This window comes from Massilia sp. Se16.2.3 (assembly GCF_014171595.1).
GTDB lineage: Bacteria > Pseudomonadota > Gammaproteobacteria > Burkholderiales > Burkholderiaceae_D > Telluria.
On sequence record NZ_CP050451.1, the window covers coordinates 1,704,715 to 1,731,082 of the forward strand.

The window sequence follows — 26,368 nt, forward strand, 5'->3', positions numbered from 1 at the left end:
GGCGGCCGTTCAACGACGGCCGGCGGCGCGCATGGCGGCCTCGCGTTCCATGCCGCGCTCTTCCTTCTGCAGCTTGGCCTTGATGCGGTTGCGTTTCAGCGGCGACAGGTATTCAACGAAGACCTTGCCCATCAGGTGGTCCATCTCGTGCTGGATGCACACGGCCAGCAGGCCATCGCATTCTTTCTCGAAAAACGCGCCTTTCGCGTCCTGCGCACGCACTTTCACGCGCGCCGGACGTTCCACGCCGTCATAGACGCCGGGCACCGACAGGCAGCCTTCGTCGTAGACCTGCTTTTCTTCGCTGGCCCAGGTGATTTCCGGATTCACAAAAACGATCAGCTCGTCGTGGGTCTCGCTGATGTCGATCACGACCACGCGTTCGTGCACATCGACCTGGGTTGCGGCCAGGCCGACGCCGGGCGCGTCGTACATGGTCTCGCTCATGTCGGCCACGAGCTTGGCGAGGCGATCGCCGAATTCGGTCACCGGCTTGGCGACCTTGTGCAGGCGGGGATCGGGGTAGCGCAGGATATTCAGGAGAGCCATGGCAGCTTCTTTAATAACAGTTCGATAAGGATAGTGGGAAACAGGCAATAGATGGGGTGCGAGAACAGAAATGCAACACGCAACCTGGTCAGCAGGACGCGGTTTGTCTTGCTAGTTCAAGGATTTGTGTGCAGAATTTGATTCAGTTCGGCAACTCTTCGTGATCCGCCACTGCGATCAGGGGAGCGTTCGATCGTGCTGTCTCTTGCGCCGCGGCTGGCCGAGTGACGGGCAGCCAGCTATTCCGTTGTCAATGCCGCATTTTACGGACGTCTTCAATGAAAAATTTTAGCACAGTCATGACCCGCGCTGCAGGCGCGGCGCTCGTCGCGTGTGTCGTGGCGGGTCCTGTGCAGGCCGCCGATTGCGCCTTCAAGCCGAACGCGCCAGACCAGCACGTCGTCGTCAAGCGCGATACGCTGTGGGACATTTCGGGCAAATTCCTCGAGCATCCATGGTGCTGGCCCCAGGTCTGGGGCATGAACCGCGATGAAATCCGCAATCCGCACTGGATCTATCCGGGCCAGATCGTGTATTTCGACCGCAAGCATGGCCGCCTCTCGCTGACCAAGCCGGGCGACGATTCCGGCGCGCCGCTGCAGCGCCTGTCGCCGCAGGTGCGCAGCGAAGGCCTGGAGCAGGCGGCGATCGACACGATTCCCGCCGGCGCCATCGAGCCCTACCTGACCCAGCCGCTCGTGGTCGACAAGAACGCGCTGGCCGGCGCGCCGCGCATTGCCGCTTCCGAGGAAAGCCGTGTCTACCTCGGCGATGGCGACCGCGTCTATGTCCGCGGCAACCTGCAAGGCGCAACCGACTTCCAGGTATTCCGTCCGGGCGGTCCGCTGCGCGACCCGCAGACCCGCGCCGTGCTGGCCTACGAGGCGAGCTATCTCGGCACCGTCAAGCTGGTCAAGGCCGCAGTGCCGGGCGTGGACGTGCATACCTTTATCATCACCAGCGCAAAGAGCGAGATCGGCGTAGGCGACCGTCTGGTCCCGACGCCGCCGCCAAGCTTGCGCAACTATGTGCCGCATGCGCCGCAACGGCAGGTCGACGCGCGCGTGATGTCGATTTATTCGGGCGTGACCCATGCCGGACAGAGCCAGGTCGTCACTGTCAATCGGGGTTCGCTTGACGGACTCGATGTCGGCTCGGTGCTGCGTCTCTATCATTTCGGGAAGACGGTGGCCGACCCGGAGCGCAAGGGTTTCATGGGCTTCGGACGCGCCAAGTTGAAGCTTCCCGATGAACAGTACGGCAACCTGTTCGTCTTCCGTGTGTTCGACCGTGTTTCTTACGGCCTGATCATGCAAGTAGCGGCGCCGGTGGAAGTCGGCGACGTGGCCAAATCACCGGAGTAAACCCGCCGTGCAGGACACGGACCCCACCCCCGCCAGCCGCCTCGCTCTCCTTACCGACTGGCTGCGCCTGCAAGGCGCGAGCGGGGTGGGGCTGCAGGGCGCGCATGCGCTGCTCTCATGTTTCGGCTCGCCCGGTGCCATCTTCGCGGCCGGGCATGCGGACCTTGCCGCACAGGTCGGCGAGCGCCTGGCGCGTGCGCTCTGCGCGCCGCCCACGCGCGCCATCCTCGAGCAGGCCGACGCCACCGCTGCCTGGTGCAGCCAGCCCGGCCACCATGTCGTCGTGCTGGGCGATCCCGCCTATCCGCAGGCACTGTCCCACATTCCCGATCCGCCGCTGCTGCTCTATATAAAGGGGGCGCATCGACCTGCTGGCGCGCCCGGCCCTGGCCATCGTCGGCAGCCGCAATGCCACGGCCCGGGGCAAGGCGAATGCCGCCGCCTTCGCCGCCGCGCTCAGCGCTGCCGGCGTCTGCGTGGTGTCGGGCCTGGCGCTGGGCATCGACGCAGCCGCGCACGAGGGCGCACTGCGCGGGCCGGGGCCACCGTCGCCGTGATCGGCACCGGCGCCGACCTGGTTTATCCGGCGCGCAACCGGGCGCTGGCCGAACGCATCGCGCAGGAGGGCTGCATCGTTTCCGAATACGCGCTCGGCACGCCGCCCACGCCCGGCAACTTCCCGCGCCGCAATCGCATCATCAGCGGCCTGTCCGCCGGCGTGCTCGTGGTCGAAGCGGCGGCCGCCTCCGGTTCACTGATTACCGCGCGCGTGGCAGGCGAGCAAGGCAGGGAAGTGTTCGCCTTGCCGGGTTCCATCCATGCGCCGCTGGCGCGCGGTTGCCACAAGCTCATACGCGAAGGCGCGCGCCTGGTTGAAACCGTCGACGAGATCCTCGAGGCCATGCGCGTGTCGCCCCTGGCCTGCATTGAGCCTGCAACTGACACTGCCGTGCCGCTCGATGCGCAGTGCATGCTGGTGTTGAAAAAGATGGGACACGACCCATTCGAAGTCGACAGCCTGCTGTCTCACAGTGGCTTGCAGATCGGGCAGCTGAGCATGGCGCTGCTCGCACTCGAACTGGCCGGCATGGTGGAGCGCCTTCCGGGTAGCAGGGTGCAGCGCGTGGTCGGGGCAACGGGGGGTGCGCTGGCGGGGTGACGGCGGCGCAGACCATCGGTCAGGGAAACGCATCATGCTGCCCGAATAGCCATCGGAAAAGCCATGTCATCCTGATCGTTACTTACACGGCTATATGAACCGATAAGGCTGAAAAACGACGAAATCTGTTCGCCGCATGCCCGTGCACGCAGCAAGCTTGTACGCGTGCGAGCTTAGCTGCTACAGTAGCGTCACTATGTTCGACATCCTGGTCTACCTCTACGAGACGTACTATCGTCCCGAAGCCTGCCCCGAGCCGGCTGCCCTGGCACGCAAGCTCTCCGCCGTCGGCTTCGACGACTTCGAGATCTGCGAGGCCATCGATTGGCTCACGGGTCTTACTGAAATGGCCGGCGAAGAACTTGCCGACGTGACGGCCTCCACCGGCATGCGCTATTACGTGGACGAGGAATACATGGAGCTTGGCAGCGATGCAATCGGCTTCATCCAGTTCCTTGAAAGCGCCAAACTGCTCACGCCGGTGCAGCGCGAAATCGTCATCGAACGCGCGCTGGCCGTGGACGAATCGCCCGTCACGCTGAGCAAACTCAAAATCATCATCCTCATGCTCATGTGGACCCAGAACAAGGAACCGGACGCCCTGATCTTCGACGACCTGTTCGGGTCGGACGACGAGCAGATCCCACGGATGCTGCACTGACATGAATCCCTCACCTGCCGCCATTGCGGCAGGTGTCATTTTGGGCCTGCGCATCGTCCACCGGCCCTGTCCTTCCGATTCAAGCAGCCGTGATGCCGGCCGCCCGATCCGAGACGGCCAGTATCACTTGCGCGCTCAAGTGTTATCCTTGCCTCCGCCGGAATTGGCGCTGCCGTAGCTGGATGCCGGCTGTTCGGGATGGCCGCGGTTTTCCGAGCCCTGGTCACCCGACTGGCGCGAACCCGGACCGGCGGGCGATTCCTGCGAGCCCGCGCGCTGGTTCTGCTCGAGGCCGCCGTAGCCGGACTGCTGCGACATGCCCGGGCGGTCTTCCTCGGCGCGTGCCTGCATGCGCTGTCCCTTCTGGCGCGCGCTCCATCCGCCTCCCCGGGTGCCGACACCGCCGCGTCCGCGGTCGCGCTGGCCACCGACGCTGGCTCGACCGGCGCTCAGGTTTTCAGATTGCATGTTGCCGGAGGGACGCTGTTCGGAATTGGGCGTCCACGATTGCGAATTCGGTGCCGACGCCGCCACCGCGCCAGGCGCACGGCCCTGCTGGCTGCCCTCGGCCACCGGCACCATCTTTTCCCGCGCCATGCTGCGGCCGTGTTCGTTCACCATGCCTTTGTGTTTGTCGCTCATGGTACTTTCCTCCCGTAAAACGGCGTGGCCCGTGCACGCCAACGGGACGATCATGCGCGCGCAACCGTGGCACTTGTATCGGAATCGTGTCCGGACCGATGTAGGAAAGCGCCCACTTCACGGCGGCAAGGCATGAAGCGCGCACACAACATTGTCCCTTGCTAAGGGCGCGCGGGGCGACGCAAACGGCTTGCACGACACAAGCATGGTGCAGAGGCTACTTGCGAACAGCGCGATAACGCGCTTATCATTGGCCGCTCATTCAGGACTGTTACTACTAAGAACCTACCCGCGTAACAGAATTGCGGCGCAGTTCGCCGACGCGGTCCGGCCGCCAAGCATGTATGATGCGCAGGCCACACACCTAATATAAGTACGACGAGAAACTTTATGACCAAAACCCTCATCATCGCCGAGAAGCCCTCCGTCGCGAATGACATCGCCAAGACGCTGGGCGGCTTCACCAAGCACGATGAGTATTTCGAGAACGACGAATACATCCTGTCGTCGGCTGTCGGCCACCTGCTGGAAATCGCGGTGCCGGAAGAGTACGACGTCAAGCGCGGCAAATGGAGCTTCACGCACCTGCCGATGATTCCGCCCCACTTCGCGCTGAACCCGATCGCGAAAACCGAGTCGCGCCTGAAGGTGCTGAACAAGCTGATCAAGCGCAAGGATGTCACCACCCTCATCAACGCATGTGACGCCGGGCGCGAGGGCGAACTGATCTTCCGCCTGATCGCGCAACACGCGAAAGCCAAGCAGCCTGTGAAACGCCTGTGGCTGCAGTCGATGACGGCCAATGCGATCCGCGAAGGCTTCAAGCAGCTGCGCAGCGACGAAGAGATGCTGCCGCTGGCCGACGCCGCGCGCTGCCGTTCGGAAGCGGACTGGCTGATCGGCATCAACGGCACCCGCGCCATGACCGCCTTCAACTCGAAGGAGGGCGGCTTCTACCTGACCACCGTCGGCCGCGTGCAGACGCCGACCCTGTCGATCGTGGTCGAGCGCGAAGAAAAGATCAAGAAGTTCGTCCCGCGCGATTACTGGGAAGTGCGCGCCGAGTTCGTCTGCGCCGCGGGCGTCTATGAAGGACGCTGGCTCGACCAGAACTTCAAGAAGGACGAGAACGATCCGGAAAAGCGCGCCGAGCGCCTCTGGAGCAAGACGGCCGCCGATTCGATCGCCGCCGCCTGCCGCGACAAGCAGGGCGTGGTCACCGAGGAATCGAAGCCGACCACCTCGATGGCGCCGGCCCTGTTCGACCTGACGAGCCTGCAGCGCGAGGCCAACGGCCGTTTCGGCTTCTCGGCCAAGAACACGCTCGGCCTGGCCCAGGCGCTCTACGAAAAGCACAAGGTGCTGACCTACCCGCGTACCGATTCGCGCCACCTGCCGGAAGACTATATCGCGACCGTCAAGGAAACGATGGTCGCGCTGGCCGACACGAATAACTACAACCAGTTCGCCAAGCAGATCACCAGGAACGGCTGGGTCAAGCCGAACAAGCGCATTTTCGACAACACCAAGATCTCGGACCACTTCGCCATCATCCCGACCGGCGTCGCCCCTAAAAACCTGACGGAACCGGAGCAGAAGCTGTACGACCTGGTGACGCGCCGCTTCATGGCCGTGTTCTTCCCGCCAGCCGAGTTCCTGGTCACGACCCGCTTTACCGAAGTGTCGGGCCACCAGTTCAAGACCGAAGGCAAGGTCATGACCAACCCGGGCTGGCTTGCCATCTACGGCAAGGACACCACCGGCGACGACAAGGATGGCGCCACGCTGGTCCCGGTCGCGAAGGGCGAGAAGGTGTTGACGGACAAGATCACCGCCAACGGCCTGGTGACGAAACCGCCTGCGCGCTACAGCGAAGCGACGCTGCTCTCCGCCATGGAAGGCGCCGGCAAGCTGGTCGACTCCGACGAGCTGCGCGACGCCATGGCCGGCAAGGGCCTGGGCACGCCGGCCACGCGCGCCGCCATCATCGAGGGCTTGCTGACCGAGAAATACCTGATCCGCGAAGGGCGCGAACTGATCCCGACGGCAAAGGCGTCGCAGCTGATGACCTTGTTGCGCGGCCTCGGTGTGAACGAACTGACGGCGCCGGAACTGACGGGCGAGTGGGAATACAAGCTGTCGCAAATGGAGAAGGGCAAGATCTCGCGAGAGGAATTCATGCGCGAAATCGCGCAGATGACGCAGATCATCGTCAAGCGTGCCAAGGAATACAACAACGACACGATTCCCGGCGAGTACGCCACCTTGCGGACGCCTTGCCCGAACTGCGCCGGCGTGGTCAAGGAAAACTACCGCCGCTTCGCCTGCACCAAGTGCGACTTCTCGATGAGCAAGACGCCGGGCAGCCGCCAGTTCGAGATCGAGGAAGTCGAAGAGCTGCTGGAAAAGCGCACCATCGGACCGCTGCAGGGCTTCCGCTCGAAGATGGGCCGTCCGTTCGCGGCCATCCTGCGTATCGTGCGCGACGAGGAAATCGGCAACTTCAAGCTCGAATTCGATTTCGGCCAGGACCAGGAGGGCGGCGAAGACGGCGAGGGCGTCGACTTCACCGGCCAGACCGCGCTCGGCCCCTGCCCGAAGTGCTTCGGCGGTGTCTACGAGATGGGCCTGGCCTATGTCTGCGAGAAGAGCGTGGCCAAGCCGAAGAGCTGCGACTTCCGCAGCGGCCGCATCATCCTGCAGCAGGAAATCCTGCCCGAGCAGATGGCCAAGCTCCTGAACGACGGCAAGACCGACCTGCTGCCGGGCTTCGTTTCGCAGCGCACGCGCCGTCCGTTCAAGGCCTTCCTCACGCGCGGCAAGGACGGCAAGATCAGCTTCGAGTTCGAGGAACGCAAGGCCAAGCCGGCGGCCAAGGGCAAGGCCGCGGCCGCGAGTGGTGCTGACGGTGCCGATGGCGCCGAAGCGACGGCGCCGATCAAGGCCGCCGCACGCAAGTCGCCAGCCAAGGCCGCCGCCAAGACGGCCGCCAAGCCCGCCGCCCGCAAGGCGCCGGCCAAGACCGCCGTCAAGCGCGCCAGTGCGTCGGCCAAGAAGGATGCGGCCGGCTGACCAGGACGGCGCAAACAAAAACCGCGGACTTGTTCCGCGGTTTTTTTTCGTCTGGACAGGGTAATGCCGCTAGGCCGGCGGCGGGCGCAATGCCTGTGTTAAGTACTCACCCAAAAATAAATGTGTTTTTGGCTTCCAGAACCGGCGCGTTGCTGCGTCGGCTCGTGCTTGCAGTGCTCGCACTGCGGCGCTCTCGCCGTCTTGCACCGCATCCGAACCGGCACGTCCGGTTCTGTTTGCCAAAATTCCCATTTATTTTCGGTCGAGTACTTAGCGGCGGCGGAAATAAAAAAACCGCGAGCCTTGCGTCGCGGTTGTGTGGGGTGCCTGCGCTGTTGCCCGGCGCCTTATTCCTGCCAGTCCTGCAGGGCGCGGATCGCAGCTTCTCCGTTGCGGATCGCCTTGACGCGGCGAACAACCTCGTCGCGCCACGCTTCCTCGGCATCGAGGTCGGCCGGGCCGTCGACGTCCTGCGACAGCAGGCGCAGTACTACATGCTTGTCTTCAGCGGAGAGCAGCTGAATCTTCTCGCAGATTTCGGCAAGCATGGTCGACATCGGTGTCCTCACTGGAAAACGGTGATTTGATCATAGCCCGAGTTCTATCGGCTGTCGACCGGAACCATGTTGTCTGTGGGTTTCTTGTCAATCAGCTTATGGTCCGGGTCGATGCCGGCCCGCGCCGGAGGGGCGTCGACGACGAAGCGCACGTCCCGGTGCCGCTCGCGCACCAGGCGCCGCTCGCGCACCAGAGGCTTGCCGTCGCGGTCGTCGACACCGAATTCGATGTAGTCGGCCAGCGCCGCGTCGTGCTCGGCCGCGCCGCCGACGCGCACCTTGCCCGCGCTGGCATGCAGGGTGACCTCGTACTTGCCGTCCGGCCGGCGCGGCGCGCGCTGGCGCTGTCGGCGCGGTTTTCATACAGCACGATCGCCTTGAACAGGTCGTCGACCAGGTAGGCCTTGTCCGCCGGCGCGGCCGCGCGCAGCGCCGTCGCCAGCGCGGTGGCCGCGGCCGTGCGTCCTGTTGCCGCCGGCGCCGTGCGCAGCATCTCGCGCAGCGTCGCGTTGAGCTGCTCTTCGCCCAATATATCCTGCAGCAGGTAGAGCGCCATGCCGCCCTTGCGCTGCTGCAGCCAGGCTTCGTCCATGCCCTGCATGAGCGGCTGTTCGCGGCCGAGGACGAGCGCGCGTCCCATCAGGTAGGCCTGCAGGTCGTGGCGCAGGTAGCGCCGCATCCCGGTCGAGCCCTCGCTGCGGCGCAGCGCCATCAGTGCCGTGTATTCGGCCAGTCCGTCCACCAGCGCGTCGCCGGGCAGGCGCTCTTCCCACCACTGGCGCGCGGTGCCATACGCGCCCATGTAGAGGGGGTAGTCGATGTCTGGGCCGCGCCGCCGTCGACGCGGGCAATGAAGGCGCCATCCTCGGGCAGGGCCAGCATGCCGGGGAAAGCACGCGCGGGACCGGCATTGCGCGGCGTCTCGACCACGCGCAGGTCGTGCAGGCCATAAGGGCCGAACTGGCGCGTGCCGTAGTCGAGCACCGCGCTCGCGCCGCGCAGCAGGCCGTCGACGCTGTCGTCGTGCGCCGGCTGGAAGTAGGCGTCGAGGGCGACGTCCTGCCAGCGCTCGTGGCGCACCGCGTAGCGGGCCGACGCCACCGCGTAGCCGCCCGCGATCGGCTGCTCGACCCGGTAGTGGAAATGGCGCCGTTCGTTCGCGATCCATTCGCGTTCGAGCGCGCCGGGGGCGATCGCCACCTGGTCGACCGTGGTGCTGACGATGGCACTGAAGCGCACGCTGGCGGCGGGGGAGAGCGGCGCTGCTGGCGGGGCGCGTCAGGCGGTGGTGGCGGCGGTCGCGCGCGTCGCGCAGTTCCACCAGCGGCTGGTAGCCGATGCGTGGCAGCGCCTCGTCGGTGAACCAGGTGCCGTTGGCCGCCACCGGAGTATCGCTGCCGAAGCCGAACAGGCCGCCGGGCGCGTAGCTGAGGTCGAACTGCAGGGCCATGCGCGCGCCCGGCGCCAGCGGCGTCGCCAGGCGGTAATGGAAGAAGCCGCGCGCGCGGTCCGCCGTCACCAGGCGCGCCGGCAGCGACAGCCGCGCCACCAGGTCGGCACCTGGCTGCTGGTAGAGAACCAGGTCGGCCAGCGGCGCCGTGCCGCGGTTTTCCAGCTGGTACACGCCTTGCACGGCCAGCGTACGGCTGCGCGGATGGATGTCGACGCGCAGGTCGACCGCGACAAGGGCGGGCTGCGCCAGGCCGGCGAAGCGGCGGTAGCGGGTTTCGTAATCGGCGCGGCGCGCTTCCTCGCTGCGCGCCATGCGGTAGCTGCCGGCGACGTCCAGTTCGTACCAGGCCAGGGCGCCGCTGCCGGCAAAGAGCAGCAATCCGGCCGCAAAGGTGGCGAGGATGGGCAGCGTCAGGTGCTGGCGCGCCATGCGCAGGCGGCTGCGCAGCTCGGCATTCACGCCGTGTGGCCACAGCACGACCGTCAGCGCGAGCAGCACCAGGGCCGCGCCGGCCCAGTACAGTTCGAGCGTGCGCTCGAGCAGCAGGTGGTGGCCGAAGCCGTTCATGCTGGAATACTCCAGCTGCGGGAACACGCCGTACAGCAGCAGCGGGTGGTCGATCCCGCGGCCCTGGACGGCCGTGAAGCCGACGTAGAGCGCCACCAGCACCGCATAGCCGAGGTATTTGCGTGCGCACAGCACCTGGACGGCGATGGCAAGCACCGCCAGCAGGGCGTACTGCGGCAGCAGGATGGTGAACAGGAAGCGCAGGTACAGGCCTGGCTCGAGCGCGAAGTAGCCGCGCAGGAGCTGGCACAGCATCGCGCACAGCATCACCAGGAATAGCAGCAGCGCCTGCATCGCCACCAGTGCCAGCGTTTTCGACAGCGGCGCCAGCCAGGCCGGCACCGGCAACGCGTCGAACAGCTGGGCCACGCGCGCATCGCGTTCGCGCCACACCAGCTGGGCCGCGTAGAATGCGGTCACGACCAGCATGAAGCTGCTGAACATCTCGCGGATCAGGGCCAGCATGTTCCGGGTGACCGGATAGGTGCGGGCGCCGTGCAGGATGCCCAGCTCGAAAGTGCCGCCCGCCAGCATCGCCATCGCGACCGGGGCAATCAGGGCGAAGGGCAGGGTGGCCACCGTCTGGCGCAGGTGCAGGAGGGTGGTGCGCGCCAGCAGTGCCAGTGTGTTGCGGCGTGCGAAGTCGGGGCGCTCGCGGGTATGCACGGCCACCTGCGAGAGGGGCGTCGTTGCGCTGTCGGCGGGCGCGTCGGCGGCGCGGGTTTCCAGCATGCCGACCAGGTGCAGGCGCCAGTAGCCGAGCAGCAGCACGGCCAGGCCGAAGCCGCACCAGATCAGGCGGTTGACCCGGTACACGCCTTCCAGGCCGATGGGGCGTGCGTTGCGTTCGGCGGTCGGCCAGTATTCGGTCAGGCGCAGCACCGCCGTGGTCGCGAACGGGTCGATCAGCGCCGCCAGCGTCTTGTAGTCGAAGTCGCGCGCGAGCGAGGGGGCGATGGTGTAGCCGAGCATCAGGACGATGCTGGCCACGTACACCGGCAGCATGCGCCGCGTCAGCGCCGCCAGCACGAAGAAGATGGCACCGAAGACGAACAGGTTGGGCAGCAGCGTGAACAGCCAGGGCAGCAGGTAGGTGCCGAAGGCGGCGCCGCCGACGCGGTCGGGGTCGACGCCGGGCACCAGGCTGCCGAGCCACTGGCCGAGCAGGATGCCGCTGAAGATCAGGGCCAGCACCGGGTAGGCGCCGAGGAAGCGCCCGAACACGTAGGCGCTCTTCCTGACGGGCGCGCTGAAGAAGAAATGGTGCATGCCGTGCTCGAAGTCCTGCTGGATCGCGCGTCCCATGATGGCGGCCACCACGATCACGGCCGGGCAGCCGAGGAAGGCGGTCGACAGTGCCACCTGGCGCGGCGCGTCGATCAGCATGCGCGCGCCGAAGGCGACGATGGTGTCCTTGAACACGCCGCCCGCGGCCGCCGTCCACAGCAGGGCCAGCACGACGAAGATGCCGAAGCAGCTCCAGGCCAGCAGGCTGCGCGCGCGCTGGCGGAGCTCGAAGCGGACGATGGCGAGGAAAGCGGACATCGATCAGCAGTTCCCGGCCTGGGCGTTGTGGCGCCCGGCGATGGTGGCGAAATACACGTCCTCGAGACTCGCGTGGGCGGGCTCGAAGCCCATGCCCGGGTCGTGCTCGGCATAGACGTGCACCAGCGTGCGCCCGGCGCGCAGGCGCGTCGAAATCACCGCATGCTGCTTCTGGAACAGCGGCAGCTCGGCCTTGTCGATGAAGCGCGCCCAGATGCGCTCCTCGATGCCCTCGATCAGGCGCGCCGGCTCGCCGCAGAGCAGCACATGGCCCTTGTGGAGGATGGCCATGTTGGCGCACAGGTCGGCCACGTCGGACACAATGTGGGTCGAGAGCAGCACGGTCTTGTCGCTGCCGATGTCCGACAGTAGGTTATGGAAGCGCACCCGCTCCTGCGGGTCCAGGCCGGCGGTGGGCTCGTCGACGATGATCAGCCGCGGGTCGCCGATCAATGCCTGGGCCACGCCGAAACGCTGGCGCATGCCGCCGGAGAAGCTGCCGAGCTTCTGGTGGCGCACCTCGAACAGGTTGGTTTGCTGGAGCAGGCCGTCGACGACTTCGCGCCGCCGGCTTTTATTCGCAATGCCCTTCAGTTGGGCGAAGTGGTCGAGCAGTTCCCAGGCCGAGACGCGCGGATAGACGCCGAAGTCCTGCGGCAGGTAGCCGAGCATGCGCCGCACGGCGTCCTTTTCGTCGAGGACGTCGATATCGTCGGCGAACACGGAACCGCTGTCGCACTCCTGCAGCGTGGCCAGGATGCGCATCAGCGTCGACTTGCCGGCGCCGTTCGGGCCCAGCAGGCCGAACATCCCGGGCGGGATGTTCAACGTGACCTTGTCCAGCGCCACCACACCGTTGGCGTAGGTCTTGGACAGATTGCGGATGCGTAATTCCATGCGGACTCCCCTAGCAGCTTTGCATGGCGTTCATTTCCGTTTCCGCCAGGCCCTTTTTGACGCCTGCATTGTATGCGCTAACGGCTGACTCAGGCGGACCGATGCGACGCACGGCGCGATGTGCGTTCCAGAGTGCAGAAAAGCGGGGACGGTCTGCACGCGGCGCCTGGCCGGCAGGCGGACGGCAGCGGGGTCGGCTGGCGCATATAATGGCGTTTTGCCGCGAATGAAGGACCCCCATGTTAGCGAACCGTTTCTTCGGCCCCCTGGATGATCTGATCGTCGGCTTCGACAAGGCGCTGCGCGTCGTCGGCGGCGTGGCCTCGGCCTCGCGCGCGAACCCCGCGGCCAACTCGGTCGACTGCGAACTCGACGAACGCGAGCAGCGCCATAGCGCCGGCCTGATGCGCGTGAACCACGTCGGCGAAGTCTGCGCCCAGGCGCTCTACGATTCGCAGGCGCGCCATGCCCAAAGCCCGGCCATGCGCGCCCAGTTCGCGCAGGCCGGCCGCGAGGAAGAAGACCACCTGGCCTGGACCGCGCAGCGCCTGACGGAACTCGGCTCGCAGCCGAGCATGCTCAATCCGCTCTGGTACGCGGGCGCCTACGCGATGGGCACCGTGGCGGCCAGTGGGCTGGGCGACGCGCGCAGCCTTGGCTTCGTCGTCGAGACCGAGCGCCAGGTCGAGGCGCACCTGAACAGCCACCTCGAGACGCTGCCGATCAAGGATGCCAAGTCGCGCGCGATCGTCGAGCAGATGCGGGTCGACGAGATCGCCCACGGCGGCGCCGCCCAGGCGCTCGGCGCGGCCGAGATGCCGGTGCCGGTGAAGCTGGCCATGCGCGCGATGGCGAAGGTGATGACGACGACGGCGTATTACGTCTGATCTTCGATCATCGTAGGGTGGACTCGGGAGTCCACCCTGCACACCCTAAGGCGCCTCGACAATCTCCACGGAGTGCGTCATCTCGACCGAATGGGCCAGCATGATCGAGGCCGAGCAGTACTTCTCGTGCGACAGCTTCACGGCGCGCTCCACCGCCGCCGGCTTCAGGTTGCGGCCGGTGACGACGAAGTGGAAGTTAATCTTGGTAAACACCTTCGGGTCGGTAGCGGCACGCTCGGCCTGCAGGGTGACGTCGCAGCCGAGCACGTTCTCGCGGCCGCGCTGCAGGATCAGGACGACGTCGTAGGCGGTGCAGCCGCCGGTACCGACGAGCAGCATTTCCATTGGACGCGGCGCCAGGTTGTGGCCGCCGCCCCCGGGCGCGCCGTCCATCGCCACCATGTGGCCCGATCCGGTCTGGGCGCGAAAACTCATGCCCGACGGGCCGTTCCAGCTGACTTTGACTTCCATGCAGATTCTCCGCTATCTAAGGGTGCCTGTATTGTAGAACAGCCCACCGCGGCATGCCGGGGTGGGCTGTTCTGGCAGGGGCGCCGCGTGGCTACACGGCCAGCACGTAGCGCTCGCTCTTCATGCGCCAGGTGGCAAAGGCGATCACCGCCGCCACCGGCAGCGCCGCGCTGACGAAGGTGAGCAGGTAGGGCAGGAAGCCCAGCTCGACGCCCTTCGACATTTCGCGCAGCAGGGTCTGGTTCGACAGCATCGGCACCGCGTACATCCACAGCGAGGTCTTCAGTTCCATCATCGAGACCACCAGGCCGGGCAGCATCGGCAGCAGCAGCACGATGCTGAGCAGGCTTTGCGCTTCCTTGAAGGACTTGGCGTTCATCGCCAGGGCGATCTGGGCGGCAGCCGCCAGCAGCGCCAGCGGCAGCGCCAGGAAGCACACCAGCGCGACGTCGAACCAGTTCAGGCTCCACGACATGCCCAGTTCCTCCAGCGGCACCCAGGACAGGACGATGTGCGCCAGGATCAGTTCGAGCGTGAGCCCGACCACGGCCAGGGTGCCGGCCATGAGCCACTTGCCGGTCACGATTTCCCGGGCCCGGGCCGGCTGCGCCATCAGCACTTCCATCGAGCGCCGTTCGCGTTCGCCGGCGGTGCTGTCGACCGCGGCCGACATGCCGCAGAAGAAGGCCGGGAAGAACAGCATGCTGAGCATCCCGCCAATCAGAACCGGCCGAGCGCGAGGCGTTGGTGCCGGTGTCGTAGCGCTGCACGTTGATCGGCGCCAGCGTCGCCGGCGACACCCCGTGCGCCAGCAGGCGCGCGCTGGCGACGTTGGCGCTGTAGTTCTCGAGCACTTCCTCGATCTCGCGCCGCTGGGCGCCCTTTTCGGCCGCCGAGTCGTACCACAGCTCGATGCGCGCCGGGCGCATCGCCGCGTAGTTGGTGCCGAACTTCTCCGACAGGCGCAGCACGGCCGCCAGCTTGGTGTCACCCTGCAGTTTCTCCTCGATCGCCGCCTCGTCCAGCATGGCGATGTTGGTGATCGTGATGTTCTTCTGCCGGAGCTGGGCCATCAGGGTGGGCGCCTTGTCGGCGCCGATCACGGCCAGTTCGATGCCCTCGCGTTCCGAGCGGGTGGCGCGGTCGATCAGCTGCTGCATCAGGAAGCCGAACATCACCGGATACATCAGCGTGAACAGCAGCAGCAGGCCGACGTTGCGCTTCTCGCGCAGCGTTTCGCGCAGTTCTTTCAGGTAGATGATGAGGAAGCGCGGCTTCATGCGGCGATCCCTTCTTCGCCAACCAGGCTGACGAAGGCGTCTTCCAGGTTGTCGATGCCGGTACGGCGGCACAATTCGTCGGGCGAGCCCTGCGCCACCGTGTGGCCCTTGGCGATGACGATGACGTCGTCGCACAGGTGGGTCACTTCCTGCATCACGTGGGTGGCCATGATGACGCAGCAGCCGTCGGCGCGCAGGGAAGAGAGCGCACGGCGCAGCGCGCGTGTGCTCATCACGTCCAGGCCGCGGCTCGGTTCGTCGAGCAGCAGGTTGCGCGGGCGGTGCAGCAGCGTGCGCGCCAGCGCCACCTTGATGCGCTGGCCCTGCGAGAAGCCCCTTGGTGCGGCGCTCGAGGATGTCGTCCATGGCCAGCAGGTCCGACACCTCGTCGATGCGCGCGGCCAGGGCGGCGCCGCCCATGCCGTTGAGCTCACCGAAATAGGCGAGGTATTCGCGCGTCGACAGGCGTTCGTACAGGCCGAACTGGTCGGTGAGGAAGCCGATATTGCGGCGTACCGCGAGCGGGTCGCGCTCGGGGTCGACGCCGTCGATCGACACGCTGCCGTGGTCGCGCTTGAGCAGGCCCACCGGGGTGCGCAGCAGGGTCGTCTTGCCGGCGCCGTTGGGCCCGAGCAGGGCGGTGATGTGGCCGTCGCAGGCGCTGAAACTGACGCCGCCAAGCGCCTGCACGGTGCCAAACTGTTTACGTACTTCTTGAACTTCGATCATGGGCGGCTCGATGTCAGGGTTGCGGCCCGGCGCTGCCGAGCTGGAAGGTCGGGGCCGGAATCTCGTCCAGGCAGGTGGCGTCGAGCTTGGCGCCGGGCTTGTCGAGGAATTCGCGCAGCAAGCGTGGCGCGCAGCCCAGCTGCGAGACGCCGTGGCCGGCATTGGCCACGACCAGCTGGCGTGCGTTCGACATGTGGCGCGCGGCACTTTGCGCGCGCCGCGGCGGCGTCACCGGGTCGAGCGCGCCCGAGAGCAGCAGGGCGGGCGCGGCGATCGTGGCCGGGGCGGCATACGGCACCGCCGGCACGTTCATCGTCTTGCACATGGCCGGCATGCGTTCGGCCAGCGCGCGCGTCAACTGGCCGGTGTTTTCCTTCATCAGATCAGGCGTCATGCGCGGCACGTCCTCGGCGCAGACCACCGCCAGGTGCAGCAGGAAGGCGCTGCTGGCCTCGCTGGCGAAGTCGCCGCTGATGTTATGGCGGGCGATGAAGGGCTCCCAGCGGCCCCGGTAGGCGCTGTGGATCAGGAAAGGCAGGCGGCGCGCGTCGGCCGGCGAATACAGGATGTTGTGGACGGTGCCCGTGAAGCGCTGCCCGGTCATGCTGAAGGTGGCCGGTTGGGCGGTGCGCGGGTCGCTGATCGACAGCTTGATGCCGGCTTCGGCGCGCGCGGCCAGGCTGCCGAATTCGGCGCGCAGGTTCGGATAGGCCTTGTGGCAGGCGGGGTCGCGCGCGCAGCCGTCGAAGAGCTTGTCGAGGGCGGCCTGGCCGTCGCGCCCACCGGCGGGAATCACCTGGTCGGGCGCGGCCACGCCGTCGAGGATCAGCGAGCGCACGCTGTCCGGGAAGGCGCGCGCATAGGCCTGGCCGAGGCGGGTGCCGTAGGAACCGCCCCAGACGTTGACCTTGCCGTAGCCGAGCGCGCGCCGCACTTCGTCGAGGTCGCGCGCGGCGTTCGCGGTGGTGTAGGCGGCGAAGGGGGCGCGGCTGGCCTTGATGCAGCGCGTGACCTCGGCACCCAGTTCGTCATCGCTCATGGTGGCGTGCTCGGGCCGGTCCTCGCAATCGAGCCTGCCCGACAGGCCGGTGCCGCGCTGGTCGATGAAGACGATGTCGCGGGTGGCGCGCACGCGCTTGAAGGCCGCCGACAGCAGGACGATGACGTCGCTGCCGGCCTGGCCGGGACCGCCGGCGAGCACGAACAGCGGATCGGGTTTGGCTCCTTCGCGGAAGGCCGGGGCGACGGTGACGTGCAGCTTGAGCGCGCCGGCCGCCGGTTTCGCGTAATCGAGGGGCACCGGGACTTTGACGCAGCGCAGCGCTTCTTCGGCACCCGGCAGGTGGCAGCTGCGCGGAGCGGGACGCGCCGCGTCCGCCGGCGCGGCTGCAGCGGCGCCTCCCGACGACAGCAACAGCGCCAGCAGGGCAGGCAGGATGGGACTGGTTTTCACTCGAACTCCTCAGTAGTTGACCAATAGTAATTTGGGTTCGTTTGCACGGTCAACTCATGCTTGCGCAAGAAATTACTTGAGGGAAGTCTAGTGGGGTTCGCTTGAGAATGGTTGCGCAAAATCATTAGCCTTCGGATATGAACGTGTCGCATGCGACGGAGGTGCGGGAATGCCACAGCCGGCCTGGGGCCGATCTTGACCGGGTGCCTGCGCTTGAGGTATCATCGCTGGCTTTCCATTTGCTCTGGAAAAGACAATAAGGATGAGTCCGCAGCAACAATTGCGGAACCGCCATTTGAGCAATTTACCTATTTTAGGAAGTCAACATGAAAACTTTTTCCGCTAAGGGCCATGAAGTCCAGCGCGACTGGTTCGTGATTGACGCGACGGACTTGGTCCTCGGACGTGTTGCCAGCGAAGTGGCACTCCGACTGCGCGGCAAACACAAGCCAGAATTCACTCCTCACGTCGATACCGGTGACTACATCGTCGTCGTCAACGCAGGCAAACTGCGCGTGACCGGCACCAAAGCCACCAACAAGACGTACTACCGTCACTCGGGCTACCCGGGCGGTATCTACGAAACCAACTTCCTGAAAATGCAACAGCGTTTCCCGGGCCGCGCGCTCGAGAAGGCTGTCAAGGGCATGCTGCCCAAGGGCCCGCTGGGCTACGCCATGATCAAGAAGCTGAAAGTGTACGCGGAAGGTACCCACCCGCACGCAGCACAGCAACCACAAGCACTGACCCTCTAAGGAACTGACATGATCGGTAACTACAACTACGGCACCGGCCGTCGCAAGAGTGCAGTCGCTCGCGTGTTCATCAAAGCCGGCACCGGCCTGATCGTCGTGAACGGCAAGCCTGCGAACGAGTACTTCTCGCGCGAAACCGGCCTGATGGTCATCCGTCAGCCGCTGGAACTGACCGGCAACGTCGAGCGTTTCGACATCAAGGTCAACGTGCACGGCGGTGGTGAGTCGGGCCAGGCTGGCGCCGTCCGTCACGGCATCACCCGCGCCCTGATCGACTACGACGCAGGCCTCAAGGGCGACCTGGCACGTGCCGGTTTCGTCACCCGTGACGCCCGTGAAGTCGAGCGTAAGAAAGTCGGCCTGCGTAAAGCACGTCGCGCCAAGCAGTTCTCGAAGCGTTAATCGCTTGCAGCCTTCGGGCGTCAGCAGCTTCACGCTGCTGACCTGTTGGACAGAAAGCCGCCTTCGGGCGGCTTTTTTTTCGTCCGTCAATGCTGCGGCATCGCTGGGAGACGCATTGTAGACTGGCCCGTCGATCATTTCGCCGGAGACCTTTCGTCGTGAATAATGGAATCAGGAAGATCAGCCTCGGCCTGCAGGGCGGTGGCGCCTATGCCGCCTTCGGCTGGGGCGTCCTCGACCGCCTGCTCGAGGACGAGCGTTTCGACATTGCCGCCATCAGTGCCACCAGCGGCGGCGCGATCAATGCCGCCGTGCTGGCGGACGGCTATGCCCGGGGCGGCGGCCGCGCGGGCGCACGCGCGGCCCCGGAGCGCTTCTGGCGCGCCCTCAGCAGCGCCAGCATGCTCAGCCCGCTGCGCCCGAGCGCCTTCGATATCCTGGGCGGCGCCGGCTCGATGCAGGCGTCCCCGGCCTACCACCTGATGCAGGCGATGAGCGCGGTCTTGCCGCCGCAAATGACGCCAGTCAGCATGAATCCCCTGCATGCGCTGCTCTCGTCGCTGATCGATTTCGAGCGGGTGCGCAGCTGCGAAGAGATCCGCCTTTTCATTCCCGCCACTAACCTGCGCACCGGCAAAGCGAAAATTTTCCTGCGCGACGAGCTCGATGCCCGCATGGTCGCGGCCTCGGCCTGCCTGCCGCAGGTCTTCGCCGCCGTCGAGATCGACGGGGAAGCGTATTGGGATGGCAGCTTTGTCGGCAATCCGGCATTGTCTCCGCTGGTCGAGCAGGGCGACGGCACCGATATCCTGATCGTGCAGAACAATCCGATCGCTCGCGAGCAACTGCCGCGCAGCCTGGCCGATATCGGCAACCGCGCCAGCGAAATCGCCTTCAATCTCAGCTTCGTGCGCGAAGTCAGTGCCATCGAGCACGTCCGTGCCGTGGTCGACGAGGAGCGTATCGAGCAGACGCACGCGGCCGCCGTGCGCCTGCACATGATCAGCGGGAATGGCGAACTGGCCAATCTCGATATCTCGAGCAAGTTCAACCTGGAATGGCCCTTCATCCTGCAGTTGCGCGAGGCGGGGCGCAAGGCGGCGGGCGACTGGCTCGATGTCCACGCCGGGAACGTGGGCCTGCGTTCGACCATCGACACCGAGGCGGTGTACTACCCCGAGCGCCAGATGGCGCGCGCGCGGTGAACGGCCTGAGGGCACTTGGCTGTTCGCCGGCGGCATCCCCTTTGCCAGTCGTACGGGCGCGAAAACGCGCTACCTGACAGGCTGTTAAAATTGCGGCCTCGTCCTGCAAGGGCTCATATTTCATGGAAGGAACAGACATGATCAAAGTTGGCATCGTTGGCGGAACCGGTTACACGGGCGTGGAATTGCTGCGGCTGTTGGCCGCGCATCCCGGCGTGGAGCTGACCGCGATCACTTCGCGCAAGGAAGACGGCCTGCCCGTAGCCGACATGTTCCCCTCGCTGCGTGGCCGCGTGAACCTGGCCTTCTCGGCGCCCGACAAGGCCGACCTGACGGCCTGCGACGTGGTGTTCTTCGCCACCCCGCACGGCGTGGCAATGGCGCAGGCGCCCGCCTTGCTGGAAGCCGGCGTGAAGGTCATCGACCTGGCGGCCGACTTCCGCCTGAAGGACAGGGCAAGCTTCGAGAAGTGGTACAAGATCGAGCACACGGCGCCGCAGCTGATCGAGGAAGCCGTCTACGGCCTGCCCGAGCTGAACCGTGACGACATCCGCAAGGCGCGCCTGATCGCCAATCCCGGCTGCTACCCGACCACGATGCAGCTCGGCTTCGTGCCGCTGCTGAAAGCCGGCTTGATCGATGCCGGCAGCCTGATCGCCGACGCCAAGTCGGGCGTGTCCGGCGCTGGCCGCAAGGCCGAGATCGGCACGCTGTTCTCGGAAGCGAGCGACAACTTCAAGGCCTATGGCGTGGCCGGTCACCGCCACACGCCCGAAACCTCGGCCCAGCTGCAGCGCTTCACCGACCAGAAGGTCGGCCTGATCTTCACCCCGCACCTGGTGCCGATGATCCGTGGCATGCACGCGACCCTGTATGCGCGCCTGACGAAAGACATCGACGACGACGCCCTGCAGGCGCTGTTCGAGGATGCCTACAAGGATTCGCCCTTTGTCGACGTCATGCCTTTCGGCTCGCACCCGGAAACGCGCTCGACGCGCGGCTCGAACATGCTGCGCCTGGCCGTGCACCGTCCGGACGGCGGCGACACCGTCGTCCTGCTGGTGGTGCAGGACAACCTGGTCAAGGGCGCATCCGGCCAGGCGGTGCAATGCATGAACCTGATGTTTGGCCTGGACGAAACGACCGGGCTGCAAGGTATCGCGCTGTTGCCGTAATGTAAGAATTCCTGGCGGCATTGCCGGACACGAGCTAGATCAAGGTGGCAACTGTTGAGAACGGTAAATTGACCGATGCACTGGTCGGTTTACACGTCGCAACTTCCATCTACTACAGGGGTGCTCCATGTTCGGTCGCAACGCAAAAAGCGAAATTGACAGCCTGATCGGCGTAGCCGCCCGTATCGAGGGAGACCTGTGTTTCAGCGGCGGCCTGCGCATCGACGGCGAGGTGCACGGCAATGTCATCGCCAACGAGGGTCCGGATAGCGTGCTCATCGTTTCCGAGCACGCGCGCATCGAGGGAGAGGTGCGTTGCGCCAACCTGGTGGTAAACGGTTTCATCGCCGGGTCGGTGCATTCGACGGAACTGCTTGAATTGCAGCCGAAAGGCCGCATACATGGGGATGTCCATTACAAGCTGCTCGAGATGCACGGCGGCGCCCTGGTGACCGGCAAGCTCACGCACCAGCCGGCCGGGGAACCCGTGTTTCATCTGGCGCCGGCGGTAGCGACCGGAGCATGACCGGCGCGAACAGTCTATAATGGGAATTGTTGAATCCAATCAGGAGTTTATCCCATGACCGCAGTAGCCGAAGCGCAAGACTTTGACACCATCCCGACCCCCATCGTCTTCACCGACAGCGCTGCCGAAAAAGTGGCCCAGCTGATCGAGGAAGAGGGCAATCCCGACCTGAAGCTGCGCGTGTTCGTGCAGGGCGGCGGCTGCTCGGGTTTCCAGTACGGCTTCACCTTCGACGAAATCGTGAACGAAGACGACACCACCATGGAGAAGAACGGCGTGCAACTGCTGATCGACTCGATGAGCTACCAGTATCTGGTGGGCGCCGAAATCGACTACAAGGACGACCTCGAAGGCGCCCAGTTCGTCATCAAGAACCCGAACGCCACCAGCACCTGCGGTTGCGGTTCGTCGTTCTCGGCCTGATAAGCCAATCTGCCGCCCGGTTTTTTCTGGGCGAGAATGAAAAATCCGGGCATTGCCCGGATTTTTTTTCGTCCATGCCGTACATGCCCGCTGCGCCTGTGGCCATCTTCAAGCGGGGTACAGCGCCCCCAGCACCCGCGGACCTGTTGCGCCCGTCACCGCCGGCATGTTGCCTGGCTGACGCAGGTTGAAGCGATAGCCCAGCCAGGCAAAGGCCAGTGCCTCGACGTGGTTCGGGGCAATGCCCAGTTCCGCCGTCGATTCGACCAGCACCTGGCCGCCGAGGGCGGCGCCCAGCATGCGCAGCAGGGTGCCGTTATGGGCACCGCCGCCGCAGACGTAGACGGCGTCGATCCGGACCTGTTCGTCGAGGATGGCGCGCGCGATCGTCTGCGCGGTCAGGGCGGTGAGCGTGGCCTGTACGTCGGCCGCGACCACGCCGGCGAAACCCGCCAGGCGGGCGTCGAGCCAGTCCATATGGAACAGGTCGCGGCCCGTGCTCTTCGGTGCCGGCTGATGGAAATAGGGTTCCTGCAGCAGGTAGGCCAGCAGGGCGGCGTCCACCTTCCCGCTCGCGGCCCGGGCGCCGCTGGCATCGTACTCCTTGCCCTGGTGGCGCCCGATCCAGCCGTCCAGCAAGACATTGCCGGGACCGGTATCGTAGCCGGTCACGCGGCCGTCGGCATGCAGCATGCTGATGTTGCCGATGCCGCCGATATTGACCACCACCCGCGTCGTGCCGGGTTTGCCGAAGGCCGCCGCGTGAAAGGCCGGCACGGGGGCGCCTTGGCCGCCGGCGGCGATGTCGCGGCTGCGAAAGTCGGCGATGACGTCGATGCCCGTCAGTTCGGCCAGCAGGGAGGGATTGTTGGTCTGGCGCGTAAAGCCGCGTTCCGGGCGGTGGCGTACCGTCTGGCCGTGCACGGCGACGGCAGCAACCGGTCCCGGGGCGCGCGTCGCGAGCATGCCGGCACACTGCGCGTAGGCATGCGCCAGGCCGTTGGCGGCGATCGCCTCGCGCTCGATCTCGTTGGGGCCGTTTGCCTGCAGCCCCATGAGCTCGGTGCGCAGCGCGGCAGGGAAGGGGACGAAGGCAGACTCCAGGGTGCGGATCGCGCCATCGGCGAAATCGGCAAGCACGCCGTCCACGCCGTCGAGGCTGGTGCCGGACATCAGGCCGATATACAGGGAGGAAGATGAGGTCGTCATATGCGCATCATAGATGAAAGCGTGACTGCAAAATGCCCGCCGTGGCTGCGGCAGGCAACAAAAAAGCCTGCCGTGCAAATGCAGGGCAGGCTTTCTCGAAGAGGCGAATCGCTTTAGCGGGCCGCCATGGCGTTGCCGCCTGGAGTCAGCAGCGAGAAGCGGTGGTTCATCTCGGCAGCTGCCATGCGGAAGCGGGCCAGCTCGCCCTTGCTCAGCGGGGCGGCCATCAGGTCCTTCAGCGTGCTTGGATCGCGCGCGACATTGGCAACGCGGAACTCATAGTGCAGGTGGGCACCGGTCGACCAGCCGGTCGAGCCGACAAAACCGATCACTTCACCCTGGCTGACCTTGGCACCCTTGCGCAGGCCGCTGTTGAAGCGGCTCATGTGGGCATAGGCGGTGCTGTAATTGCCCCAGTGCTTGATGACGACCATGTTGCCGTAGCCGTTCGAGACGCCGATGAAGTCGATGGTGCCGTCGCCCGAGGCGTGGATCGGGGTGCCGAGGGAAGCGGCGTAGTCGATGCCCTTGTGGGCTTTCCACTGGCCCGAGATCGGGTGCACGCGGTTGGCGAAGCCCGACGAGACGCGCGAGAATTCCAGCGGCGACTTGAGGAAGGCTTTTTTCAGCGACTTGCCGTCCAGGCTGTAGTAGCCGCCCTGCCTGGTCACCGGGTCTTCGAACCAGACAGCCTGGTAGCTCACGCCGCGATTGATGAATTCGCCTGCCAGGATGCGGCCGGTTTTCACCAGTTCGCCGTCGAGCCAGAAGGTTTCGTAGACAACATTAAAGCGGTCGCCGCGCTTGATGTCGCCGCGGAAGTCGATGTTGGTCGAGAACATCTTGACGATTTCGCCGACGACGGAGTCGGGAATCGAGCCGCCGTCGACATTCGCGTCGGTCGCCGAATACAGCGAGGAGCTGTTGAGCTCGCGCGAACGCATTTCGACGCGGCGTTCCAGCTTGGCCGGTGCTTCCGAAGCCTTGAAGCTGTCGCCATCGCGTGCGATGGTGAGCGTGGTCGGGGCGTTGTTCTTGTCGGTGAGGGTGGCGCGCAGCGACAGCAGCAGGCCGTTTTCGTCGGTCTCGGCCTGCAGGCGCTTGCCGTTCTTCAGCGACAGGATGCGGCGGGCCAGTTTGTCGGAGCGGATGAAGTTCTGTGCCTGTGCATCTTCCACACCCAGGCGTGCCAGCATGGTGCCAACGGAGTCGCCCGAACGGACGCGCTCTTCGTGGATGAACTGCTGCTCGTCCTGCTGGAGCGCGGCGATCTGGTCGGAGAGATTGGGCAGGGCCAGGTTCTCGGCAACCGACTTGACCGGCACGTCGGCGTCGTCCTGCGCGATCGGCGCCGTAGCCACGGCGCCGAATGCGCACAGTGCCAGGGCGAGCGCGCCAGCGCCGACGATACGGGTCTTGCGACTCATGTTCGCCAAGCGGAACGGGCTGTTGCCAGTGATTTTATGTATAGGATTCATGCAATCAGTTAAAATTTGCCGCTTCAACTTCGGGCCACTTTTATTCTTGTTGTTTTGAAAAGTTTTCCTACGGCAAGATTGATGGGATCGAGCATTATACCAAAATACGTGGTCCTACAACCGCTTTAGCCAATTTCCTACAAATAATTTATGACCTCGCCCGCGTCTTGTAGTAATAACAACCCTGCGTCCGCCACCTCTACCTTGCCCCTGTCCGACAAGGTGCAAGAGGCGCTCGCCATCACGAAACGCGGTGTCGACGAACTGCTGATCGAAAGCGAATTTGCACAAAAGCTGGCCCGCTCGGAAGCGACCGGTACGCCGCTGCGCATCAAGCTGGGCCTGGACCCGACCGCCCCGGACCTGCATCTGGGCCACACCGTCGTACTGAACAAGCTGCGCCAGTTGCAGAACCTGGGGCACCAGGTGATCTTCCTGATCGGCGACTTCACTTCGATGATCGGCGACCCGTCGGGCCGCAACGTCACCCGTCCGCCGCTGACGCGCGAGCAGGTCGAGGAAAACGCCCAGACCTACTTCCGCCAGGCAGCCTTGGTGCTGAACGCCGAGCGTACCGAAATGCGCTACAACTCCGAGTGGTGCGACCCGCTGGGCGCGCGCGGCATGATTCAGCTGGCCTCGCGCTACACCGTGGCACGCATGATGGAACGCGACGACTTCACCAAGCGCTACAAGAGTGGGACACCGATTGCTGTGCATGAGTTCCTCTATCCTTTGATGCAGGGCTACGATTCGGTTGCTTTGAAAGCAGACCTTGAGTTGGGTGGAACAGATCAAAAATTCAACCTCCTCGTTGGCCGTGAATTGCAGAAAGATTACGGTCAGGAACCGCAGTGCATTCTGACCATGCCGCTGCTCGAGGGCCTGGACGGCGTCGAGAAGATGTCGAAATCGAAGAACAACTACATCGGCATCACCGAGGCGCCGAACACGATGTTCGCCAAGCTGATGAGTATTTCCGACGTCATGATGTGGCGTTACTACGAGCTGCTTTCGTTCCGCTCGCTGGACGACATTGCCTCCTTGAAAGCCGCAACCGGGGCCGGCGCCAATCCGCGCGACGCGAAAGTCGCCCTGGCCCAGGAAATCGTCACCCGTTTCCATTCGGCGCAGGCGGCCCAGGATGCGCTGGCCGACTTCGTCAACCGCTCGAAGGGTGGCATCCCGGACGAGGTGCCGGAAGTCACGGTCGCGGGCGCGCCGCTTGGCGTGGCCCAACTGCTCAAGGCTGCCGGCCTGTGCGCGTCCACCTCGGAAGCGATGCGCATGGTCGACCAGGGCGGCGTACGCATCGATGGCGCTGTCGTGAGCGACAAGAACCTGAAGGTCGAGGCCGGCAACTTCGTGATGCAAGTTGGCAAGCGCAAGTTCGCGCGTGTGAATTTCAGCGCATGATCGGACTGCTGCAACGCGTCAGCCACGCAAGCGTCGTGGTCGATGGCGCCACGGTAGGCGCGATTGACAAGGGCTTGCTGGTGCTGGTCTGCGCCGAGAAGGGCGACACCGAGCGCGAGGCCGAAGCCTTGTTGGCCAAGCTGCTCGGCTACCGCGTCTTTGCCGACGAGGCCGGCAAGATGAACCGCAGCCTGCGCGACATCGCCGGCGATCTGCTGCTGGTGCCCCAGTTCACGCTGGCGGCCGATACCCGTTCCGGCACCCGGCCCTCGTTTTCGCCGGCCGCGGCGCCGGAAGACGGGCGGCGCCTGTTCGACCATGTCGTGCGCCAGGCCAGGGCCTCCCATGGCAAGGTGGAAACAGGGCGTTTTGGCGCCGACATGCAGGTGGCATTGACGAACGATGGTCCCGTGACGATCTGGCTGCGCGTTGATCCCGTCGTTGTCGCGCGTTGAAACCTGCCTTGCCAGCCGCGGTCAATATGAGGAGGCCC

General features: G+C 65.3%; 24 protein-coding genes and 2 pseudogenes. 14 read left to right on the forward strand and 12 right to left on the reverse strand.

From position 1 onward, the window contains the following. Positions 1-9: 9 nt before the first annotated feature. Positions 10-549, reverse strand: coding sequence for a peptide deformylase (def, locus tag G4G31_RS07880; protein WP_182990955.1), 540 nt, complete (start codon positions 547-549; stop codon positions 10-12). A gap of 278 nt (positions 550-827) precedes the next feature. On the opposite strand from def, the gene G4G31_RS07885 reads away from it, so the two are divergent. Next, a complete protein-coding gene (locus tag G4G31_RS07885) occupies positions 828-1,913 on the forward strand; it encodes a LysM peptidoglycan-binding domain-containing protein (protein WP_182990956.1) in 1,086 nt (361 codons plus the stop codon). Positions 1,914-2,028: 115 nt separating this feature from the next. Here G4G31_RS07885 and G4G31_RS28155 read toward each other — a convergent pair whose 3' ends face one another. After that, the gene (locus G4G31_RS28155; protein WP_308622143.1) at positions 2,029-2,235 is read right to left on the reverse strand and encodes a hypothetical protein; all 207 of its coding nucleotides are present in this window, start codon (positions 2,233-2,235) and stop codon (positions 2,029-2,031) included. Positions 2,236-2,305: 70 nt separating this feature from the next. Between G4G31_RS28155 and G4G31_RS28160 the strand changes: the two are divergent. The 3 genes and pseudogenes from G4G31_RS28160 to G4G31_RS07895 form a co-directional block, all read left to right on the forward strand. Beyond that, positions 2,306-2,730: pseudogene (locus G4G31_RS28160) on the forward strand (DNA-processing protein DprA); the annotation flags it as partial. A 171-nt stretch (positions 2,731-2,901) separates the two neighbouring features. Beyond that, a complete protein-coding gene (locus G4G31_RS28165; protein WP_308622166.1) occupies positions 2,902-3,072 on the forward strand; it encodes a hypothetical protein in 171 nt (56 codons plus the stop codon). Positions 3,073-3,268: 196 nt separating this feature from the next. Beyond that, complete coding sequence (locus G4G31_RS07895) at positions 3,269-3,733, forward strand: DUF494 family protein (protein WP_182990957.1); 465 nt, start codon at positions 3,269-3,271, stop codon at positions 3,731-3,733. A 135-nt stretch (positions 3,734-3,868) separates the two neighbouring features. On the opposite strand, the gene G4G31_RS07900 is transcribed toward G4G31_RS07895, so the two are convergent. Then, the gene (locus tag G4G31_RS07900; RefSeq protein ID WP_182990958.1) at positions 3,869-4,375 is read right to left on the reverse strand and encodes a hypothetical protein; all 507 of its coding nucleotides are present in this window, start codon (positions 4,373-4,375) and stop codon (positions 3,869-3,871) included. 390 nt (positions 4,376-4,765) lie between these two features. On the opposite strand from G4G31_RS07900, the gene G4G31_RS07905 reads away from it, so the two are divergent. Next, on the forward strand, positions 4,766-7,447 hold the full coding sequence (locus G4G31_RS07905) for a DNA topoisomerase III (RefSeq protein WP_182990959.1): 2,682 nt from the start codon (positions 4,766-4,768) through the stop codon (positions 7,445-7,447). A gap of 347 nt (positions 7,448-7,794) precedes the next feature. Here G4G31_RS07905 and G4G31_RS07910 read toward each other — a convergent pair whose 3' ends face one another. From G4G31_RS07910 to G4G31_RS07920, 3 genes are all read right to left on the reverse strand, one after another. Then, positions 7,795-8,004 carry an addiction module protein gene (locus tag G4G31_RS07910; protein WP_182990960.1) on the reverse strand — a complete coding sequence of 70 codons (210 nt, stop codon included), beginning with the start codon at positions 8,002-8,004 and terminating at the stop codon, positions 7,795-7,797. Between the two features lie 91 nt (positions 8,005-8,095). Next, positions 8,096-11,569 (reverse strand): ABC transporter permease, encoded by a 3,474-nt coding sequence (locus G4G31_RS07915; protein WP_229425446.1) that lies wholly within the window; start codon positions 11,567-11,569, stop codon positions 8,096-8,098. A 3-nt stretch (positions 11,570-11,572) separates the two neighbouring features. Continuing rightward, a complete protein-coding gene (locus G4G31_RS07920) occupies positions 11,573-12,466 on the reverse strand; it encodes an ABC transporter ATP-binding protein (RefSeq protein ID WP_182990961.1) in 894 nt (297 codons plus the stop codon). A 239-nt stretch (positions 12,467-12,705) separates the two neighbouring features. Between G4G31_RS07920 and coq7 the strand changes: the two genes are divergently transcribed. Then, positions 12,706-13,353, forward strand: coding sequence for a 2-polyprenyl-3-methyl-6-methoxy-1,4-benzoquinone monooxygenase (gene coq7, locus G4G31_RS07925; RefSeq protein WP_182990962.1), 648 nt, complete (start codon positions 12,706-12,708; stop codon positions 13,351-13,353). A gap of 45 nt (positions 13,354-13,398) precedes the next feature. Here coq7 and G4G31_RS07930 read toward each other — a convergent pair whose 3' ends face one another. From G4G31_RS07930 to G4G31_RS07945, 4 genes and pseudogenes are all read right to left on the reverse strand, one after another. Continuing rightward, positions 13,399-13,824 carry an OsmC family protein gene (locus G4G31_RS07930; RefSeq protein WP_182990963.1) on the reverse strand — a complete coding sequence of 142 codons (426 nt, stop codon included), beginning with the start codon at positions 13,822-13,824 and terminating at the stop codon, positions 13,399-13,401. 91 nt (positions 13,825-13,915) lie between these two features. Next, a complete protein-coding gene (locus G4G31_RS25495; protein ID WP_229425447.1) occupies positions 13,916-14,527 on the reverse strand; it encodes an ABC transporter permease subunit in 612 nt (203 codons plus the stop codon). Between the two features lie 573 nt (positions 14,528-15,100). Then, positions 15,101-15,833: pseudogene (locus G4G31_RS07940) on the reverse strand (ATP-binding cassette domain-containing protein). 13 nt (positions 15,834-15,846) lie between these two features. Next, positions 15,847-17,286 carry an alpha/beta fold hydrolase gene (locus G4G31_RS07945; protein ID WP_182990964.1) on the reverse strand — a complete coding sequence of 480 codons (1,440 nt, stop codon included), beginning with the start codon at positions 17,284-17,286 and terminating at the stop codon, positions 15,847-15,849. Between the two features lie 326 nt (positions 17,287-17,612). Here G4G31_RS07945 and rplM point away from each other — a divergent pair, with 326 nt between their 5' ends. The 6 genes from rplM to erpA all read left to right on the forward strand — a co-directional run bounded on the left by rplM (position 17,613) and on the right by erpA (position 21,772). Beyond that, positions 17,613-18,041, forward strand: coding sequence for a 50S ribosomal protein L13 (rplM, locus tag G4G31_RS07950; protein ID WP_056338863.1), 429 nt, complete (start codon positions 17,613-17,615; stop codon positions 18,039-18,041). Positions 18,042-18,050: 9 nt separating this feature from the next. Further along, positions 18,051-18,443: a 30S ribosomal protein S9 gene (rpsI, locus tag G4G31_RS07955; RefSeq protein ID WP_027865814.1), complete on the forward strand. Its 393-nt coding sequence runs from the start codon at positions 18,051-18,053 to the stop codon at positions 18,441-18,443. A 158-nt stretch (positions 18,444-18,601) separates the two neighbouring features. Further along, positions 18,602-19,648: a patatin-like phospholipase family protein gene (locus G4G31_RS07960; protein WP_229425448.1), complete on the forward strand. Its 1,047-nt coding sequence runs from the start codon at positions 18,602-18,604 to the stop codon at positions 19,646-19,648. Positions 19,649-19,785: 137 nt separating this feature from the next. Then, a complete protein-coding gene (argC, locus tag G4G31_RS07965) occupies positions 19,786-20,823 on the forward strand; it encodes an N-acetyl-gamma-glutamyl-phosphate reductase (RefSeq protein WP_182990966.1) in 1,038 nt (345 codons plus the stop codon). Positions 20,824-20,950: 127 nt separating this feature from the next. Then, positions 20,951-21,349, forward strand: a complete 399-nt coding sequence (locus tag G4G31_RS07970; RefSeq protein ID WP_182990967.1) for a polymer-forming cytoskeletal protein — start codon at positions 20,951-20,953, stop codon at positions 21,347-21,349. A 54-nt stretch (positions 21,350-21,403) separates the two neighbouring features. Beyond that, entirely contained in the window at positions 21,404-21,772 is a 369-nt protein-coding gene (erpA, locus tag G4G31_RS07975) for an iron-sulfur cluster insertion protein ErpA (RefSeq protein ID WP_182990968.1), read from the forward strand. A 108-nt stretch (positions 21,773-21,880) separates the two neighbouring features. Here the strand turns inward: erpA and G4G31_RS07980 are convergent, their stop codons facing one another. Both G4G31_RS07980 and G4G31_RS07985 read right to left on the reverse strand, forming a co-directional pair. Then, a complete protein-coding gene (locus G4G31_RS07980; protein ID WP_182990969.1) occupies positions 21,881-22,981 on the reverse strand; it encodes an anhydro-N-acetylmuramic acid kinase in 1,101 nt (366 codons plus the stop codon). A gap of 113 nt (positions 22,982-23,094) precedes the next feature. After that, entirely contained in the window at positions 23,095-24,459 is a 1,365-nt protein-coding gene (locus G4G31_RS07985; protein WP_182990970.1) for a peptidoglycan DD-metalloendopeptidase family protein, read from the reverse strand. A 150-nt stretch (positions 24,460-24,609) separates the two neighbouring features. On the opposite strand from G4G31_RS07985, the gene tyrS reads away from it, so the two are divergent. Both tyrS and dtd read left to right on the forward strand, forming a co-directional pair. Then, entirely contained in the window at positions 24,610-25,875 is a 1,266-nt protein-coding gene (gene tyrS / locus G4G31_RS07990) for a tyrosine--tRNA ligase (protein ID WP_182990971.1), read from the forward strand. Then, positions 25,872-26,330 carry a D-aminoacyl-tRNA deacylase gene (gene dtd / locus G4G31_RS07995; RefSeq protein ID WP_182990972.1) on the forward strand — a complete coding sequence of 153 codons (459 nt, stop codon included), beginning with the start codon at positions 25,872-25,874 and terminating at the stop codon, positions 26,328-26,330. Before tyrS ends, dtd begins: the two co-directional genes overlap by 4 nt. Positions 26,331-26,368: the final 38 nt, after the last annotated feature.

What these genes read in the sequence shown, in the direction of transcription:
- G4G31_RS07900 (WP_182990958.1), bottom strand. Translation starts at nt 4,375, where the DNA reads ATGAGCGACAAACACAAAGGCATGGTGAACGAACACGGCCGCAGCATG.
- rpsI (WP_027865814.1), top strand. Translation starts at nt 18,051, where the DNA reads ATGATCGGTAACTACAACTACGGCACCGGCCGTCGCAAGAGTGCAGTC.
- G4G31_RS07930 (WP_182990963.1), bottom strand. Translation starts at nt 13,824, where the DNA reads ATGGAAGTCAAAGTCAGCTGGAACGGCCCGTCGGGCATGAGTTTTCGC.
- G4G31_RS07915 (WP_229425446.1), bottom strand. Translation starts at nt 11,569, where the DNA reads ATGTCCGCTTTCCTCGCCATCGTCCGCTTCGAGCTCCGCCAGCGCGCG.
- G4G31_RS28165 (WP_308622166.1), top strand. Translation starts at nt 2,902, where the DNA reads ATGGGACACGACCCATTCGAAGTCGACAGCCTGCTGTCTCACAGTGGC.
- G4G31_RS07985 (WP_182990970.1), bottom strand. Translation starts at nt 24,459, where the DNA reads ATGAATCCTATACATAAAATCACTGGCAACAGCCCGTTCCGCTTGGCG.
- G4G31_RS25495 (WP_229425447.1), bottom strand. Translation starts at nt 14,527, where the DNA reads ATGCTGTTCTTCCCGGCCTTCTTCTGCGGCATGTCGGCCGCGGTCGAC.
- rplM (WP_056338863.1), top strand. Translation starts at nt 17,613, where the DNA reads ATGAAAACTTTTTCCGCTAAGGGCCATGAAGTCCAGCGCGACTGGTTC.
- G4G31_RS07895 (WP_182990957.1), top strand. Translation starts at nt 3,269, where the DNA reads ATGTTCGACATCCTGGTCTACCTCTACGAGACGTACTATCGTCCCGAA.
- G4G31_RS07910 (WP_182990960.1), bottom strand. Translation starts at nt 8,004, where the DNA reads ATGTCGACCATGCTTGCCGAAATCTGCGAGAAGATTCAGCTGCTCTCC.
- G4G31_RS07970 (WP_182990967.1), top strand. Translation starts at nt 20,951, where the DNA reads ATGTTCGGTCGCAACGCAAAAAGCGAAATTGACAGCCTGATCGGCGTA.
- def (WP_182990955.1), bottom strand. Translation starts at nt 549, where the DNA reads ATGGCTCTCCTGAATATCCTGCGCTACCCCGATCCCCGCCTGCACAAG.
- coq7 (WP_182990962.1), top strand. Translation starts at nt 12,706, where the DNA reads ATGTTAGCGAACCGTTTCTTCGGCCCCCTGGATGATCTGATCGTCGGC.
- G4G31_RS07905 (WP_182990959.1), top strand. Translation starts at nt 4,766, where the DNA reads ATGACCAAAACCCTCATCATCGCCGAGAAGCCCTCCGTCGCGAATGAC.
- G4G31_RS07980 (WP_182990969.1), bottom strand. Translation starts at nt 22,981, where the DNA reads ATGACGACCTCATCTTCCTCCCTGTATATCGGCCTGATGTCCGGCACC.
- dtd (WP_182990972.1), top strand. Translation starts at nt 25,872, where the DNA reads ATGATCGGACTGCTGCAACGCGTCAGCCACGCAAGCGTCGTGGTCGAT.
- erpA (WP_182990968.1), top strand. Translation starts at nt 21,404, where the DNA reads ATGACCGCAGTAGCCGAAGCGCAAGACTTTGACACCATCCCGACCCCC.
- tyrS (WP_182990971.1), top strand. Translation starts at nt 24,610, where the DNA reads ATGACCTCGCCCGCGTCTTGTAGTAATAACAACCCTGCGTCCGCCACC.
- G4G31_RS07885 (WP_182990956.1), top strand. Translation starts at nt 828, where the DNA reads ATGAAAAATTTTAGCACAGTCATGACCCGCGCTGCAGGCGCGGCGCTC.
- argC (WP_182990966.1), top strand. Translation starts at nt 19,786, where the DNA reads ATGATCAAAGTTGGCATCGTTGGCGGAACCGGTTACACGGGCGTGGAA.
- G4G31_RS07920 (WP_182990961.1), bottom strand. Translation starts at nt 12,466, where the DNA reads ATGGAATTACGCATCCGCAATCTGTCCAAGACCTACGCCAACGGTGTG.